Annotated in this window: 10 protein-coding genes; 6 read left to right on the top strand and 4 right to left on the bottom strand. The window is 71.6% G+C overall.

Going from position 1 to position 16,651, the window contains the following annotated elements:
• Positions 1-200 precede the first annotated feature (200 nt).
• Positions 201-1,172 (top strand): hypothetical protein, encoded by a 972-nt coding sequence (locus KHP12_RS11780; RefSeq protein WP_211832923.1) that lies wholly within the window; start codon positions 201-203, stop codon positions 1,170-1,172.
• A gap of 216 nt (positions 1,173-1,388) precedes the next feature.
• Here KHP12_RS11780 and KHP12_RS11785 read toward each other — a convergent pair whose 3' ends face one another.
• A complete protein-coding gene (locus tag KHP12_RS11785) occupies positions 1,389-3,647 on the bottom strand; it encodes a hypothetical protein (protein WP_211832925.1) in 2,259 nt (752 codons plus the stop codon).
• Between the two features lie 356 nt (positions 3,648-4,003).
• On the opposite strand from KHP12_RS11785, the gene KHP12_RS11790 reads away from it, so the two are divergent.
• From KHP12_RS11790 to KHP12_RS11810, 5 genes are all read left to right on the top strand, one after another.
• The gene (locus tag KHP12_RS11790) at positions 4,004-5,155 is read left to right on the top strand and encodes a hypothetical protein (protein WP_210610263.1); all 1,152 of its coding nucleotides are present in this window, start codon (positions 4,004-4,006) and stop codon (positions 5,153-5,155) included.
• A gap of 80 nt (positions 5,156-5,235) precedes the next feature.
• Positions 5,236-6,789, top strand: coding sequence for a vWA domain-containing protein (locus KHP12_RS11795; protein WP_086880674.1), 1,554 nt, complete (start codon positions 5,236-5,238; stop codon positions 6,787-6,789).
• The gene (locus KHP12_RS11800; RefSeq protein ID WP_244202634.1) at positions 6,779-7,567 is read left to right on the top strand and encodes a hypothetical protein; all 789 of its coding nucleotides are present in this window, start codon (positions 6,779-6,781) and stop codon (positions 7,565-7,567) included. Before KHP12_RS11795 ends, KHP12_RS11800 begins: the two co-directional genes overlap by 11 nt.
• Before the next feature lie 285 nt (positions 7,568-7,852).
• Complete coding sequence (locus KHP12_RS11805; protein WP_308016751.1) at positions 7,853-8,605, top strand: VC0807 family protein; 753 nt, start codon at positions 7,853-7,855, stop codon at positions 8,603-8,605.
• Between the two features lie 111 nt (positions 8,606-8,716).
• Positions 8,717-9,514: an SAM-dependent methyltransferase gene (locus KHP12_RS11810; protein WP_086880673.1), complete on the top strand. Its 798-nt coding sequence runs from the start codon at positions 8,717-8,719 to the stop codon at positions 9,512-9,514.
• Positions 9,515-9,541: 27 nt separating this feature from the next.
• Here KHP12_RS11810 and KHP12_RS11815 read toward each other — a convergent pair whose 3' ends face one another.
• The 3 genes from KHP12_RS11815 to KHP12_RS11825 all read right to left on the bottom strand — a co-directional run bounded on the left by KHP12_RS11815 (position 9,542) and on the right by KHP12_RS11825 (position 16,602).
• Complete coding sequence (locus KHP12_RS11815; RefSeq protein WP_086880672.1) at positions 9,542-11,131, bottom strand: ABC transporter substrate-binding protein; 1,590 nt, start codon at positions 11,129-11,131, stop codon at positions 9,542-9,544.
• Positions 11,132-11,137: 6 nt separating this feature from the next.
• Entirely contained in the window at positions 11,138-13,156 is a 2,019-nt protein-coding gene (locus tag KHP12_RS11820; RefSeq protein WP_244202633.1) for an ATP-binding protein, read from the bottom strand.
• Between the two features lie 224 nt (positions 13,157-13,380).
• A complete protein-coding gene (locus KHP12_RS11825) occupies positions 13,381-16,602 on the bottom strand; it encodes an NACHT domain-containing protein (protein ID WP_086880670.1) in 3,222 nt (1,073 codons plus the stop codon).
• Positions 16,603-16,651: the final 49 nt, after the last annotated feature.

Here is a 16,651-nt window from a genome sequence, read left to right on the forward strand (position 1 = left end):
GTGCGATCCGGACCGTCAGACAGCCAGACGGATCAAAGGGTTGCACATCTTAAAGAAAAAATGAGAAAACCTGTTTGGTCCTGACCAAGGCTGGGCAAACGACGGTCTGCATTCTTTGCCGGTCGTTCATCCGGACGTCACTCTTCGCCCGATTCATCCCGATATGCCCTTGTACAGCGGGCGGTTACGATGAGGCGGTCATGGCGAAGGTACGAGCGAAGGCGATCACCGTGGCGGCCGTCACGGTCGCGTTCGGCCTGCTCGTGGCGGCATTGAGCACGAATACGATCGCCCGGTGGGGCGGAGACGACAACAGCCGCGCGTCGGACGGCGTGCGAGCCCCCGAGGTCCCGCTGGAGCGCAGAATCACCGACTTCACGGCCGGGCTCGCCCCCGACGGCGACTACCGGGAGCCGCGCCGCGCCGAACGCCGGGACGTCGCCCACGCGGTGGGCCTGATCCTCGACGGACACCCGGACCGCGCCCGCCCGCTCCTCGCCGACGTCGGCTTCCGGCTCCGTACGCTCACCGACACCGGCACCGGCCGCCGCTACGCCGAGCTGTCCGACCGCACCGCGGACGGCCCCGGCCCGCGCGGCTGGGCCCGGGTCTATGTGGACCTCTCCGCGCCCGCCCGCTGGTCGGTCCAGGTGCCGCACCCGGTCTCCGACGCGGACACCGAACGGCTCGGCGCGCGCGTGCTCCTGGGCTCCCCCGGCGGCGTCCTGGTGCTCGCGGGCGCCCACCGCAGGGCCGGGGACGACGATGCCGCCGACGCCGCCCACCGCACGGACTCGGTCTTCGACGCGGTCTGCGACGAGCTCGCCCGGCGCGGTCTGCCGGGCGTCCAGATCCACGGCTTCGCCGACGACTCCGCGCCGGGCCGGGACGTCGTCGCCTCCACCGGCAAGGGCCGGGCAGGCCGCCCGGACGCCCGCCGCCTCGCGGCCGCCCTGACCGCACGGCACTTCTCCGTCTGCCGCGCCTGGGTCCGCAGCTGCCCCCTGGAGGGGCGCGACAACGTCCAGGGCCGCAGGGCCGCCACCGAGCATGTGCCGTTCCTGCACATCGAGTTCGCGCGCTCGGTGCGCGCGAGCGACCCACGGATCCGGCGCGCGGTGGCGGCCATCGGCACGGTCACCGGGCGGTGGGCGAAGGACGATTCCGGCTGACCGGCCGGCCGGTTCCCACGGTGACCGCCCGGTGGGCCACGGACGACTCGGGCCACGCGGCGCCCGGCGAATCGTGACGCCTGCGGCGGGCTAAGCGGATCGGCGGAATGCGGCTGCGGTTCGGTGGCGCCCCGCAGGGGCGCGGGGAACTGCGCGACCAGCCACGACGGCGCCGCGGACGATCGACGGCAGGTCAGGGCACTTCCAGCGGAGCGCTTAGCCGCGGGTCGCGGCCACCGTGAACGCGCTCTTCACCGTCTGCGTCACGCCGTTGCCCTCCGCGTCCGTCCCCGTGACACGCAGCGAGGCTTCCCGCCCCGCCGCCGCGGCCGGTGTGGTCCAGTCCGCGCGGAACCGGCCCTTGCCGAGCGCCGTGACGGCCGCCGCCGTCCACCGCTCGCCCCCGTCGAAGGACACCTCGACCCTCGCCCTGGTGACCGCGGGCGCGGCCGCCACGCCCGGTGCGTGCCCGAAGCCGACGACGAGGTGGTCGTCTCCGGCCGGGCTGGTGCCGTCCAGCGCCGCGGCGAGCCGGTAGTGCGGGACGACGACCGGCAGCGCCGAGCACTCGGCGGGCCCGTCGTACTCGCCCGCCTCCGAGACACAGGTCCAGTTGTCCGGCACGGTCTGGGCGCCCGAGTGGCCCGAGGAGAAGGTCCACTCGGTGTGCGTGGTCAGCGACTGGTGGAACTCGCCGTTCGTCCTGGTCTGGTCGTACACCACCGTGTACGGGGCCTTCCGCGGCGGCACGGTCAGGACGCCGCCGGAGACGCCGTCGCCCTCGTACAGGGTCGTGTCGCCGGAGACCACCGCGAAGTGCGAGGAGGTGATGTCGGACGGGAACGCGAGGGCGTGGTGGTCGGCGGAGTCCATGACCGTGGTCGGGGAGAAGGTGAGGGCGTCGCCCTTGCGGCACGCCGCGCAGTACCACGCCTCGTCCTCTGCGGCGCCCCGCGCGGGCTCGGTGAAGCCCGGGGCGAGCGGGCCGCGCAGCCAGTCGACCGTGGTGGTCCGGCCGGGCCGCAGAGTCTGCTTCTCGGACACGAAGCGCCGCTCCCCGGCCTTGAGCCAGTCGTGGTAGGAGGCGCCCGCCGAGCCGCCCACGTACTCGATCCGCCGCGCCGGCGTCTTGAACGGCTCGGACAGCGCCTCGCCGCTCGACTCGTACGGCAGATACATCAGGCGTGCGACCTCCTGGGCGCGGCCCGGCGTATCGCTGTGGTAGTTGGTCCGCACGGTGGCCAGTTGGCGTCCGGTGACCTGGTAGTGCTGGTTCTTCGCGATCACACCGGCGGGGTTGGCCAGCTTGAGGTCGTAGGAGTAGGGCGTGGCCGCGTCCGCGGGCGCCTTGCGGTGGGTGTAGACGTTGAAGCGCAGATCGCCGGTGGTGACGGGGCGGCTGGAGGGCTGTACGTAGACGGGCGCGCCGCTGGAGACGCCGACGCCGCCGTTGACCGCCACCTCACCCTTGGTGTCGTCGCGCAGGTAGTGGAGGATCAGCTGGTGCTCCTCGGCCGGGCGCGGGGTCGAGAAGGTGACCCGCTCGGTGGCCTTGCGCAGGTCGAGCACGACATCGGTCCCGGCAGCGCCGTCGGAGACGGTGAACTCGGCGGTGGCCATGTGGATGCCGGTCGACTCGCCCGCGCGGTCGAAGGTCGGGGCGGAGACCATGGCGCTGTAGCGGCCCGCGGGCACCTCGGCCCTCGCCTCGCCGTCGACGGCCTGGAGGGACGGCTCCCGGTAGCGGGTGGCGTCATCGACGTTGGCCAGGGCGAACGGCGTGGTCCCCGGGAGGGGCTTGCCGTCCGTACCGAGCACGGTGACCTTCACGGGGTGGTCGGCCCGCGTGTGGTCCCGCCGCGCCCGGTCCGCCCGCGCGGCCGGACGTGCAGCGGCCCGTCCACCGGCCGTGGCGACCGCCGGTACGACGGAGGTGACGCCGCCGAACAGCGGGCGGTCACCGACCGAGCCCTCCGCCGCCTCGGCGCCGACCTGCTTCGCCAGCGCCGCGCCGAAGGCGGGACCCGAACGCGGCGCCGTGGCGCCTGCTTTGGCCGCGACCCGTACCGGGGTGGTGGTCACCCCGGCCTCGGCGAGGGCGGAGACGTTGAACAGCGCGGGGTCCAGGGTGCGGCCCAGATACGGCAGCGCGGTCAGCGGAATGACGAAGACATCGTTGTCCAAGCGGCGGGTGACGTAGTCCGCCTCCGCTCCCGGCCGTGGCGCCACGACGACGCTCCCGTCCGCGCCGAGCGTCACGCGCTCGCCGGTGACCAGGGTGACGGTGTGGGCCGTGGCGTCAGGAGCCGCAGCGGCAACGGCGGTTGGCGTGCGCTCCGCAGGGGCGGCCAGGGCGCCGGGAGCGGGGCCCGCCGCCAGCCCGAGGGCGGCCAGGGCGCATCCGGTCGCGAGGGCACGGGCGCCGCGCGCTCCGGTTCCGCGCGCCGCGGTCCGTCTGATCCGTCGGTACGACATGAGGCAGATCCTTCCGTGACGGGGGATCAAGGACGTTGACCCCACAGGTTCGTCCCCGGAAGAGATCACTTACAGGTACGGACCAAAGCTGGCCGAGAAGTGCCGTTCCGAGGCGTTAACCGAGCGCCCGTCACCACCCGCCATCTCCCGCAGCCTCCGTGGAGCGGCCACGGTGAATTCGGCCCTCATTCCCACGGAATTCACGCATCCGCCAAGGCCAATGGAAAGGATCTTTCCCCTTTCCCAGGCAGGAGGAGCCGGTGACCGCCGAAAGATCCAACGCGGAGGAGCCACGCTTAAGCATCCGTGGCCCCTCGCGACGCCTCCCCCTGCGGGGCCGTACCCTCCGTTCGCTGGTGACCGCACTCGCCTTCCCCGTGGCCGGGCTGCTGGCGCTCACCGCGGGAGGGCATCTCCTGCTCCCCTTCGACGGGGTCACCACCCTCGAGGGCAAGATCGCCTCCAAGTCGGAGTTCTTCGAGGACGAGAAGGTCCAGCGCATCCTGATGAAACACGGCATCAGGGTGCACATCACCCGTATGGGGTCCCGGGACATCGCCACCACCGGCTTCGACGGCTATGACTTCGCCTTTCCCTCCGGCCAGCCGGCGGCCGACATGATCAAGAATGACCGCAAGAGCAAGAACGCGTACGCCAAGGGGCACTCGGCCTTCGTCAGCCCCATTGTCCTCGCCACCTACCGCGAATACGCCGAAACGCTGCGGGACAACGGTCTCGCCAGGCCACGGCAGGGCATCGGCGCGGACGAGAACAGCCCGCTCTACTACACCCTCAATATGAAGAGGTTCATCGGGCTGAGCGCGGGCGGGAAGAAATGGAGCGACATCGGCATCGAGAAGCACCGCACCACGAACGGCAACCGGATCCTGGCCCAGACCTCGAACATCTGCGAGGCCAACCACGCCGGGACGTATCTGGGGCTGGTCGCCTTCGTCGAGAACGGGAACTCCGTCCCGACGGACAACGCGGCGGCGGACCGTGTGGCCCGGATGATCAAGCCCACTCTGGTGTCCCAGGGGCTTCCCTCGGAGCAGATGTTCAAGACGTACGAAGTACCCGAGGGGAAGGGCCTCGCCCCGATCGTGGTGGTGTACGAGCACCAGTACTTCGCCTATCAGATACGGCAGCGGCAGCAGACCGGAAAGCCCGACTCGCAGCGGGTGCTGCTCTACCCCTCGACCCAGTTCCTGACCGAGCCCGAGTACATCGCGCTCACCCCCAAGGGGGACCGGCTCGGGGAACTGCTCGCCAGTGATGGGCAACTCCAGCGCCGGGCGATGGAGTTGGGCTTCCGCGTCCTGGACTCCAGCGGCAAGGCGACCAGCACCGAGCTGTACCGGTTCCTGGAGGACCAGGGCATCCCGGCGCCCGCCTCGGCGGCCGACGACACCAAGGCGACACTGCCGAGCCTGCCGCTGCTGGAACGGATGATCACGTCCGTCGGCGACTGCCCGCCACCGAATCAGACCCCGGAGACATCCTCATGAGGCGGCGTCCGCACGCCCGGACCCCGCACCCCCGAGCCCCGCACCCCCGGACCCGTCGTCCCCGGACCCCTCGCCGCCGGGTGGTCCTCGCGCTCTGTCTGGCGCTGCTCGGCCCGGCCACCGCCTGTGGCTCCGGTGACGAGGACTCCACCACCCTGCACGTACTGGCGAGTTCGGAGCTGCGGGACATGGAGCCGCTGCTGGACGACCTGCGCCGGGACACGGGGGTGGAGCTGGACATGGAGTACAAGGCCACGGTGGACGCCGGGGACGGGCTGACGCCCGGTGCGTACCACCACGACCTGGCCTGGCTCTCCTCCGACCGGTACTTCCAGCTCAGGCTCAAGGAGTCCAAGAGCACCGCGAAGCCCCTCTCCACCACGACCATGCTCTCCCCCGTGGTCGTCGGCGTGAAGCCGGAGACGGCGCGGGCCCTGCGGGCGAGGGCGAAGGGCGGACAGGTGTCCTGGGCGGACATCGCCGACGCCGCCGCCGCGGGCTCGGTGCGCTTCGGCATGGCCGACCCCAAACGCACCAACAGCGGCCTCTCCGCGCTCGTCGGCGTCGCCACCGCCGCGGCCGGGACCGGCAGCGCGCTGCGCGCCGAGGACATCTCCTGCGACCGGCTGCGCGGCTTCCGCACCGGCCAGAAGCTCACCGCGGACAGCAGCGCCGATCTGCGCGAGCAGTACATCGCCCACCAGGACCGGCTGGACGCCCTGATCACCTACGAATCGGAGCTGCTCTCGCTCAACGCCGGCGGCAAGCTCCACGAGAAGCTGGAGATCGTCTATCCGAAGGACGGCATGGTGCTGTCCGACTATCCGCTGCTCCTCCTCGACCCGGCCAAGCGCGCGGCGTACGACAAGGTGGTGAACTGGCTCAAGAGCGCCTCGGCGCAGAAGAAGATCATGGAGCGCACGCTGCGCCGGCCGCTCGGCGCGGACGTCCGCAGGGACCCGAGGCTGCGGGCGGACATCGGCAACGCGCTGTACTTCCCGGACCAGCGGGCGGTGGTGGACCAACTGGTCGAGGACTACGGCGATCCCCGGCTGCCCACCGCCCACCATGTGATCTTCCTCCTCGACTTCTCCACCTCGATGCGGGGTCCGCGGGTGGCCTCGCTGCGCGCGGCGTTCGCCGGGCTCAGCGGCGCCGACACCTCCGCCACGGGGAAGTTCGTGCGGTTCTACCAGGGTGAGCGGGTCACCGTGATGCGCTTCGGGGGCCGTGTGCTCGCCGAGCGCGATGTCACCGTCGGCGGGCGGCGCGACCTGGACTCCGTGAAGTCCTTCGTCGCGGCGGACGACTTCGACAACTCCACCGCCATCTGGTCCGCGCTGGACCACGCCTACGGCAAGGCGTCCGGCATCGCCCGCGACCACCCCGGACAGCCCATCTCCATCGTCCTCATGACGGACGGGGAGAACACCTCCGGCATCACCCGCCAGGAGTTCGAGCGCCGGTACGCGGCACGGGCGGAGACCGTCCGCGGCGTCCCCACCTTCCCGCTGCGGTTCGGCGAGGCGGACACCGCGGAGCTGACCCGGGCGGCGCGTACGACCGGCGGGCGCATGGTGGACGCGGGCGCCCGTTCCCTCCCCGACGCCTTCAAGGAGATCCGTGGCTGTTGACAGCGGAATGTGGTGGAGCGTCTGGTGGCCCTGGATGCTCGTGTGGCTGGTGACCGCCGTGAGCCTGATCGCCGTCGTGGCCTGGCTGGCGGTCCGGGTGCACCGGTACCGCAAACGGCTCAGATCGAGCGCGGAGAAGCCCACCGAGGGCATCTGCCTCTACCTCCACGACCGGGCCATCATGAACCTCTACGAGATGGGCCGTTACGAGAAGGCGCTGGAGCGGGAGGTCCAGCACCGGATCACCCGCACCGCGGACGGCTCGCTGCGGGCCCGGCTCTTCGGCGTGGGCGTCAGCGGCGGCCGGAACGTCAGCCGCGAGGAAATCAGCATGTACATCGAGAGCGCCAAGCCCATCACGGCGATCGGCCTCATCGTGGACACCCTCGAACGGACCGACGCCATCGTCCACGGCGACCTCAGGACCGGCACCATCACCCGGAACCACGCCCTGGAACGGGCCCTGGACACGATCGACCGCCCGGGCCCGGGGGCCGCGGAGAGCGTCCGGCTGCGCGACATCGAGGACTTCGTCTCCATCAGGGGCCGGTTCCGCAAGGCCGGCCAGACCCCCTCGCGCACCGTCTTCCTCGCCCCGTACGGCGACCCCGAGGACCCGGCCGAGGGGCCCCAGGTGCGCGTGGTCTGCACCACCGACGGGCTGCGCAACGACGACAGCCACGAGGGCACGTTCCCGGCGCGCTGCCTGGGCAAGGTACGGGACTGGAACCCGGGGACCGGTGAGCTGACCATCGAGGCCATCGCCATCTTCAGCTAGCCGTACGAGAGCCGGTACCGCACGATAACCGGACGGTGTTCACAAAGGGCTTTTCTCAGGGCCACTCAGCGCAATGCACCGTGACTTCTCACATCACCGGAGAGGGCGTCGGAATGCCGATCCGAGCGACTATTTGACCGCTACATCGGACTTGAAACGACCTTCCGCCGAGATTTTGGTGACATTGAGCGTCCCAGCACTGTCCTCTTACGACATGCCTGCTTTACGTTTCTCTTTTCCCGCACCACCACGCACAGCACCACCAGGCACACGTACAGGGGAACCGTGCTCACTCAGGACTCGACCACGCAAGGCGCCTCGAGCGCACCGGATACGGAGCCGCCACAGACCGGCGAGCGGCCCAAAGCGCCCGCCCGGTCCAAGAAGGCCGCCATTCTCGGCTGGGCCGTCACGCTCAGCCTCAATGTCGTCGCACCGATCGTCACGTACAACGCACTGCGCGACCACGGCTTCAGCGAATTCGCCGCGCTGCTGATCAGCAGTGCCTGGCCGGTGGTCGACGGCGCCGTCCATCTCGCCTGGCGCCGCCGCCTCGATGAACTCGCCATCGTCACGCTGGTGTTCATCGTGATCACGGCCGTGGTGTCGACCGTCGGCGCGCACTCGGCCCGGGCGCTGCTGATCAAGGACTCGTGCGTCACCGGGCTGTTCGGGGTGCTCTGCCTGGCGACGCTGCTGGCGCCGCGCCCCCTGATGTTCTACCTGGGGCGCAAGTTCGCCACCGACGGCACCGAGGCGAGCACCGCCTGGTGGAACGGGCTGTGGCACGTCGATGGCTTCCGCAAGGCCATGATGACGATGACGACCGTCTGGGGCGTGGTCTACTGCATCGAGTCCGCGGTCCGGGTCGTCCTGTCGTACACCCTCAGAACCGACACCATGGTGGTCCTGAGCCCGGTGCTGATCTACGCCGTGCTGGGCTCCCTCGGCACATGGACGGCCCTTTACGGCAAGCGGTCGCGCCGCAAGGGCCAGGCGCGCGCCGCCGCGGCGGCGGCAGCGGCGGCCGAGGGCTGACCGACCCCGGGCGCGGTGAACTCCGGTGCCCGGCACCGACGTTGGTGTGGGAAGCTGTTCACCAGTCGAACGCGGGCGGGGGCCGTGACGGTCGTCGAGAGGAGACTTGCGTTGACGGAGAACGGCTTCCGCGCCGAGGAGATCGATACCAGCAGGCCGCATCCTGCCCGGATCTACGACTACCTGCTGGGGGGCAAGAACAACTACGAGGTGGACCGCGAGGCCGGTGACCGGCTCGCCGCCGCGGCACCCGAGGTGTGGAGCGGCGTACGGGCCAACCGCGACTTCCTGCGCCGCGCCGTGCGCCATGTGGTCGACAGCGGGATCCGGCAGATCCTCGACATCGGCACCGGGCTGCCCAGCTCCCCCAATGTGCATGAGATCGCCCGCGAGTTGGCGCCGGACGTGCGCGTCGCGTACGTCGACAACGATCCGATCGTCAACACGTACGCCAATGTGCTGCTGCGCGGTTCGGCCGCGACCAGCATCGCGCTCGCCGATCTGCGCGACCCGCGGGCCGTCCTGGACCACCCCGAGGTCCGTCAGGTCATCGACTTCGACCAGCCGGTCGCGGTGCTCCTCGTGGCCATCGTGCACTTCCTCACCGAGGCGGAGCAGCCCGAGCGGGTCGTCGCCACCCTGCGCGACGCGCTGCCCGCCGGGAGCTTCCTGGTGCTCTCCCACGCCACCGACGACTTCGCCGACCGCAGCGCCGCCTCGGCCGTCTACGACACCGCCACCGCCACCTTGAGCCTGCGGTCCCGCGACCGGATCGAGCGGTTCTTCGACGGGTTCACCCTGGTCGAGCCCGGTCTGGCCGAGGTCCCGTTCTGGCGCCCGGACGCCCCGCCGCCGACCCGGCCCGGGGAGGTCGGCTACTACGGCGGGGTGGCGCGCAAGACCGGCTGAACCGCCGCGCGCGGTCGGCGGTCGGCGTCAGGAGGGGCAGGCGTTCCTGGAGCCGTTCCGGTAGGTGCGGTAGAGGCCGGGCGCGCCCGGATCGCCGGAGCCGGCGCTCGACGGGAACTCGACCACGGGCACGGGCTTGCACACGGCCCATTGGTCGTTCCTGCCCGGACCCTCGAACCCGTACGTCCCTCCGGCGCCGACCAGGCAGGAGCTGCACCCGTCACCGGCGATGCTGGGGATGATGAGGGTGTTGTACACATCGTCCTTCGTCGGGATGCTCAACGCCTCCGGCGCCTTCTTGCCGCCCTCGTTGATCTCGGCGAAGGTGCGGTCCACGGCGCCCGCGAGCAGCGTGAAGGCATCGTGGTACATCACGGCGTAGCCGTCGTCGAGCGCCTTCTTGCCCAGCTTGTGCTGGGCCCCGATCTCCTCGAAGCTGTCGAGGAAGCGGCCGAGCGCCTTCTTGGGCTTGGCCTTCCCCGCCCACCAGGCGGGGTCGACGGCGGAGGCGTCGACGATCGTGGCGCGTGCCTCGTCCAGCCATCGGCGGGGCGCGTCCCCGGTGAGCGTGGGTTCCAGGCCGATGCCGACCTTCAGGATGCGCAGCGTCGTGGTGCGCCCGCAGCTGCCCTCCTGCGCCATGCGCTCCATGAAGGCGGGGAGGTCCTGGTCGCGGCCCGCGAAGAAGACGGTGTCGGACTTCTCGTTGCAGATCTTCTGGACGGCGTCGGTGAACCGCTGGGGGATGCCCTTGTCGGTTCCGGAGGTGCCGGTGAAGTTCGAGTTGTGATTGGTCAGGTCGTACGCGTCGCCGAAGTGCCGTTCGAAGACGCTGCGCAGGTTCTGGGAGTAGACGTCCTCGCTGCGGTGGTCCCAGACCAGGAAGCCTCTGTGCCGGGCCGGTTTCCGGTCCAGGTAGAGCTTGAGGGCGCGGGCGAACTGGTCGTTGTTGGGCGAGGTCTTGAAGAAGTACGGGGAGTTCATGTTGGCCGCGGTGATGACCGGGCCGACGGTGGGGATGCTGTGCCTGCTGAGCGCGGCGATCGCCTTACGGGTCTCCGGTGTGCTGCTGGGGATGCCGGTCACGCCGACCAGCGGCGCCCGGGTGTCCTTGGTCAGCTCGGCCAGACGGTCGACGACGGGCTCCCATTGGTCGAGGTTGCGGCCGTCCGGGGCGAGCAGCAGCTGGTAGTGCGGTCCGCCGAAGCGATTGGCCTGCCGCTGCGCGGCCAGGGCGCCCGCGATGCCGCGGCGGATCATGTCCGCCGTCATGGCGCTGTGGTCGTCCGCGGTGAAGGGCATCATCAGCGCGATCCGTACGTACGGGATCCTGGGTCCGCTCGGCGGGTCCTCCCAGTCCCGCTTCACCCGGGCGTTCTCGTCCGCCACCGCCCCGATGAGGCTTTCGATGCCCGGGTCCGCCTCGAAGGCTTCCTCGGTGACGCCCACGCAGTCCCCGTCGATGTCCCGCAGGTCGTCACCGCACCTGCCGGGGCCCTGTGCCATGGTGACGGCGATGGTGATCGCGGCGGCGACCAGGGCGCCGATTCCGACGACGGCCAGCCATTCGAGCGGCCCCCACTCACGAGGATGACGGCGGAACAGACGGAGCAGCATGCTTCCTCACTGACCGGAGATAGGGAAGGGGCGCTTCTTCCGTGCCGCCGCGGGCCAGTTGCGGGCCGCCTGGCCCAGGACGGCGTGCCAGGACGGATGGCGCGGTGAGAGATAGGCCAGCTCCTCGCCGACCGCCTTGCACATATCGGGATCCGGCTCGGCGTGCGGCTCGGAGACATGCCACAGGGCGTGCAGCAGCCGGTTGACGCAGCGCTCGATCTCGTGCAGCTCGGCGTACCGGCCGTCGTGCGCGCCGAGGGCGATCTGCATCCGTTCGTCGGTCCACTCCTCGGCCGGTGGGGTGGGCGCGGTCGCCGCGTACTGGAGGCACAGCAGCCAGTGGGCGGCGGCATTGGCGTCCTTCTCCGACTGGAACTCCTCCGTCAGCATGGCCACCACCGTCTCGGCGTTCCCGGCCGCGAGGGTGTGCCGCAGGGCGTCGGCCTCGCCGCTCTCACCGCGCTGGGCGTGGTGCATCCGCAGGAAGCGGTGGATGTCCTGCCAGCTGCGGCCGTCCTCGGCCCGTGAGGAGGTGCGGCGCGCCTCGTGCACCAGCAGGGTGCGCAGCAGCGCGTCGGTGACCAACGGCTGGTCGGGCGGGGTCAGTTGCTGCCACTGCTGCTCTTCGAGGTAGTCGGTGGCGGAGTTGGCCGGCAGTTGGTCCGGGCCCTGGAGCCGCAGATGCTCGGCCAGCGCCTCGGCCGCGGTGCTGTCGCGGGCGAGCGAGAGCAGGGTCAGCCGGTCGCGCTGGCGCCGGTCCGGGAGCAGCCGCTCCAGGAGCGCCTCGGTGACCGGGCGGCCGTCCTTCGCGTTCAGTTCGAGGAGGTCCCGCGGGTCCACGCCGCGGCCCCGCTTGGTGGCGTCCAGGACCGCCGCGCACAGCACGGTGGTCACCGCGGGGTGCCCGCCGGTCAGGGAGTGCACGGCGGAGGCCAGATAGGGGTGGAGCGGCCGGGCGGGCCGGCCGGGCACCAGGAGGGGCAGGATGTCGTCCCGGCTCAGCGGGGTGAGCGGGACGGCGAGCAGGCCGGCGGACGGGGCCAGGCCCCTGCGCTGCCAGCCGGAGGACTTCACCAGGTCGGGCAGGTCGCGGCGGACGGCGTCGGAGGCGTCCTCGGGTAAGCCGCCGAGGCGGGTGGCCACCACGACGAGCTCCTCGTGGTCGGGGCGCTCGGGCAGCGCCCGGTGTTCGAGGAGCAGATCGAGGAAGTCCTGGCCGGGCGGGCAGTGGGCGTCGTCGAGCAGGATGAGCGGCCAGGGTTCGCGGTTCCACCGCTGGAGCCTGCCGTAGGAGGAGGCGACATCGTGGAGGAAGGCGGCCATCAGGCTCTGCTCGGCCGCGTGCCGGTAGTCGCCGCCGCGCTGGAACCACTCCCCCAGCAGCACCAGCGGATCCTGTCCGTCCGCGCCCCGCGGGAAGCGCCCCCGGTACCACTCCTGTGCCGCGGCCGGCTGGTGCCGCTCGGTGTACTCGGCCACCACGGCGGCGGTGACCGCGTCCCGGCCCCACTCCGCGTCGGCCTCCGCGTCGATGGTCTCCAGACGGCCTTCGACGGCGGTGGCCCAGGCGTGTCTCAGCGCGTTCTCGTCCCCGCCGGCGAGGCGGCAGGCGAGCAGCAGCCGGGCGAACCGCAGACACGCGGCGTCCCGCTGCTCGCCGTTGCCGTGGTACCAGCCGGAGACGGCGAACAGGCCGGGCGCCAGGACGGGGAAGCGACGGCGCAACGCGGGGGCGAGCCCACACACCAGCTCCGCGAGGATCTCCACCAGGGTGGCCGCGGTGGGGGCGCCGCCGTCGGCCGGGGCATGCGGGAAGGTGGCGGACTCGGTGGCCACGGCCCGGACGTGGGCCAGCGGCAGCCGGTCCCGATAGCGCGCCGCCAGCTCCTCCAGGACGGCGGTGCGCCCCATGCCGTGATACCCCGTCAGCAGCACCACGGGCAGATCGCCCTGGTGCTCCCGGCCGGTCCGGGACCGCTCGTCGTAGGCCAGGCCGGTCAGCCGGGGAACGAGCGAGCGCAGCAACGGGTCCCGTCCATAGAGCGGTGACCCTTCCGATACGCCCATCCCGTTGCGACCCGCCTCAGTCGTGCTCTGCTGCCCGGCAGCCGTGACCTCGGAGACGGGCGGCACCGCTCCCCCGAGACATCAGCCGCTGACATCCGTACCAACTACGCCTACAATCCTGAATTTACCCCTTGGGTAAACATCCCACCAGGTGAACGCGGCACCGTCGGAGAGAGTGCCGGTCAGGGATGCGGATAGATGTCGAGGTCGACGCTCTCGGGGAGCGAGTCCGCGCCGCGGATCTCGCCCGGGTAGACCAGCCGCACCCGGCGCAGCCGCCGCAGCCCGGCGAGGGAGGCGAGATCGAGCTCCGCCACCTGCGACAGATGGATCTCCTCAAGCCCCGGAAGCCGCCGGGCGATCCGCCGCAGCGGAACCGCGACACCGGCCCTGGCCCACACATCCAGGTGGGTGACCTGGGGTATCTCGGTGCGGGGCGCGAACAGCAGCATGCTCAGCTGCTGCGGGGAGAGCGTCAGCTTGCGCAGCTGGGGCAACTCGGCGATGAGGGAGCCCCATTCGTCCGGCGCCAGCCGCTCGCTGGCGTCCTGGAGTCGCAGCTCCGCCAGCTCCCGGCACTCGACGATCCCCGCGAGCTGTGCCGCCGACGACGGCAGTGAGAGCAGCCGCAGCTCGGCGGGGCGGGGCAGGTCGGACAGGCCGCGCCAGGGCACCTCGGGCCCGATGAGGAGCCCTTCGAGGCGGGGGCAGTCCGCCAGCTTCAGCAGCGGCTCGAACTGCGGCAGGTCCCGCAGCTCCAGCCGCCGCAGCCGGGGCAGCCGGGTCAGCGGCGCGGGGTCCTTCACGTTCCGGCAGCCCTGGAGGGCGAGGGTCTCAAGACCGGGGTAGGCGGAGAGCAGGTCGAGGTCCTCCAGCTGGAGGGTGTTGCGCAGGCGCAGCTCGCGCAGCTGCCGCGGGTCGAGCGCGGCGCGGATCGCCTCGGGGGCGAAGTCGCCGTGCAGGCCGACGCGTTGATAGCCGGACATGGTGCGCAGGGCCTCCAGCTCGGCGTGGGAGCGCACCGTGACGATCTCCTCGGGCGCGGTGTCGAGCAGCGGCCGTACGATCTCCTCGGCGTACACCTCGGTGTCGAACCGGTCCCAGTGGGCGAGGAGTTGAGCGCGCACCGCGGGCTGGCCGGTGCCCAGGAACTCCCGGAGCCTGGGGATGGCGGCGTCCCCGCCGATCTGGCAGATCGCGTGGACCGTGGCCAGCTCCTCGTCGCCCTCCAGGTCCTTGGCGTCGGGCAGCAGGCCCAGCAGCAGCGGGCCGGTCTGCGCGAGTGACCTGGCCTCCCGCAGACTGCGCGGCGGAAGCAGCCGCGCCGCCCGGTCCTCGATGGCCTCGCGGACCGTGGGCTCCAGGCGGGTGGCCTGTTCGAGGGAGGCGAGCGCGAGGAGCCGTAACCGCGCCTGGATCGTCGCGTCCTGCTCCCGGTCGCCCCGCTCCCGCAAACGGGTCAGCAGGTCGGCACGCTCTTGGTGTCGAGCCTGTGCGACGGCCATCTGCACCACGTCCTCCCACTGGTCCAGGTGTGCGTTGTTCACCAGCATGCCCATATCGCGCTCCTCCAGCACGGCCCTGGCGCCCAGGAAGTCCTGGAAGGTGCGGTGAATGAAGTTGACCGCGCCCGGGGCGGGCTCGCGCAGCAGACCGGAGCGCTCCAGCAGGTGCTGAAGGGTCTCCTCCGCCGTTCCCACTTCCGCGAGGCGGGGCACGGACGGCTGAAGCCGCCGCACCACGTTCACCGCGTCCGGGCGGTCCAGCTGGGTCCGCTCGTTGCGGATCAGCCAGTACGCGAGCCTCTGGAGCGGCTCGGTGGCCGACTTCTGGTCCAGAACGGGCTTACGGCTGCGCCCGTAGACCTCGCGCTCCAGGTCGCGCCGCTCCAGGAGCATGGACAGCGCCGCCTCGTACAGGGAGGCGCGGCCCTGGGGCAGGAAGCCGCGCCGCTCCCGGTGCAGGGCGCAGATCAGGCCGCACATCAGCGGGTTGGTCGCCAGGCGGCTCAGCTCGGGGCTGCTGCGCAGGGACTGTGTGAGCGAGTCGCCGAGCTCCTGCGAGGCCCCGGCGGCCGTGTGCCAGCGGCGGATGAACTGCTTCATGTCGGCGGGCCGCATCGCGGCGAGCGCGAACTCCTGGAAGCCCTCGCGGGCCAGCCAGCCCCGTTCGAGGGCGGCGGGGCGGGAGGTGAGCAGCCACAGATTGCCGGGGAAGACGGCGAGCAGCTTCTTCAGCCAGGCCCGTACGCGGGTCCGGTCGTCCTTCGGGATCTCGTCGGCCCCGTCGATCAGGAGTACTCCGCGCCCGTGCCGCAGCACCCGCGCGGCCCAGCCGTCGGGCTCGGTGCCCACCAGCGGGCAGCCGATCCAGCGCAGGAAGTCGTCGGGCATCGGCAGCTCGGAGTCCTTGCGCGCCAGGGTGCGCAGCGGCAGCACGAACGGGACCCGCCCGAACAGCTGGGACAGCCCGCCCGGCACCCGCTCCTGCTGCGCCGTGGAGAGCGCCAGCCACTGGACGAGGGTGGTCTTGCCGGTGCCGGCGACCCCGCGCAGCAGGACCCGCTCCTGGGTGGCGAAGACCGCCTCGGCCGGGCCCGGGGCCCGCTCGGTCTCGGTGTCCCGGTCGGCGCCGGGCTCGCCGTTCACCACCGGCACCCGGTCGGTGCCATCGCGGTAGGGCCTGGCCTGGAGGCTCAGATACGCGGTCTCCAGCGGCCAGTCCTGGCCGTCCGGTTCGCGCAGGTCCACGCCGTAGATGGTGAGCCTGCCGTGGCACTCGACGACGTAAGCCGCGTACTCCTCCTCGAACTGTTCGTCCTGGCGGCTGATGTCGGGCAGCCGCCGCAGGATGGCGTCCAATTTCTCGCTCTGCTCCCGGATCTCGCGGCTCTGCTCGATCTGGGCTCGGGCCGCGAACCCGGGCCGCCGGCTGAAGAAGCGCATGAGGTGGACGCAGGCCGTCTCCAGGAGCCGGTCGTGGAAGCGGGCCGCGTCGTCGCTGAGGAGCCTGCGGGTGTCGGGGCCCGCGCGCCGGGACAGCTCGGCGGCCAGCCGCTCCGGGCCGAGCGCGAAGGCGTGCACGTCGTCCATGTCGAGATCGCCGAGCGCGTGCAGGGTGCGGGTCAGCGCCTGCCCCACGGAGTCGTGCTCATCGGGGCCGATCGGCGGATCGTGCGGCCCGGCGGCCCGCACGGCGCGGCGGACCAGCTCGCGGGCGAGCTTGTGCAGATCGTCCTCGGTGAGGGTGCGGTGCTCCTTGGCGAACGAGAGGAGCCGGCGGATCGGTACGGGCCGTTCGCCGTACTCCGCGCCGGGCGCGCTCGCGGGCGGCAGCAGCAGTCGTTTGATCACCGGCACGACCACTGCCGAAGCGATCCGCAGCCCCACCGTGCCGCCGTCCACAGCAGCCCCTCCCTCGCGGCGTCGGCGCGCGTCCCCCGCCGAGCCCGTG

The sequence above is a fragment of the Streptomyces asiaticus genome, assembly GCF_018138715.1.
GTDB lineage: Bacteria > Actinomycetota > Actinomycetes > Streptomycetales > Streptomycetaceae > Streptomyces > Streptomyces asiaticus.

Excerpts from the sequence above, each read along its gene's own strand:
- KHP12_RS11815 (WP_086880672.1), bottom strand. The coding sequence starts at position 11,131 with ATGCTGCTCCGTCTGTTCCGCCGTCATCCTCGTGAGTGGGGGCCGCTC.
- KHP12_RS11785 (WP_211832925.1), bottom strand. The coding sequence starts at position 3,647 with ATGTCGTACCGACGGATCAGACGGACCGCGGCGCGCGGAACCGGAGCG.
- KHP12_RS11780 (WP_211832923.1), top strand. The coding sequence starts at position 201 with ATGGCGAAGGTACGAGCGAAGGCGATCACCGTGGCGGCCGTCACGGTC.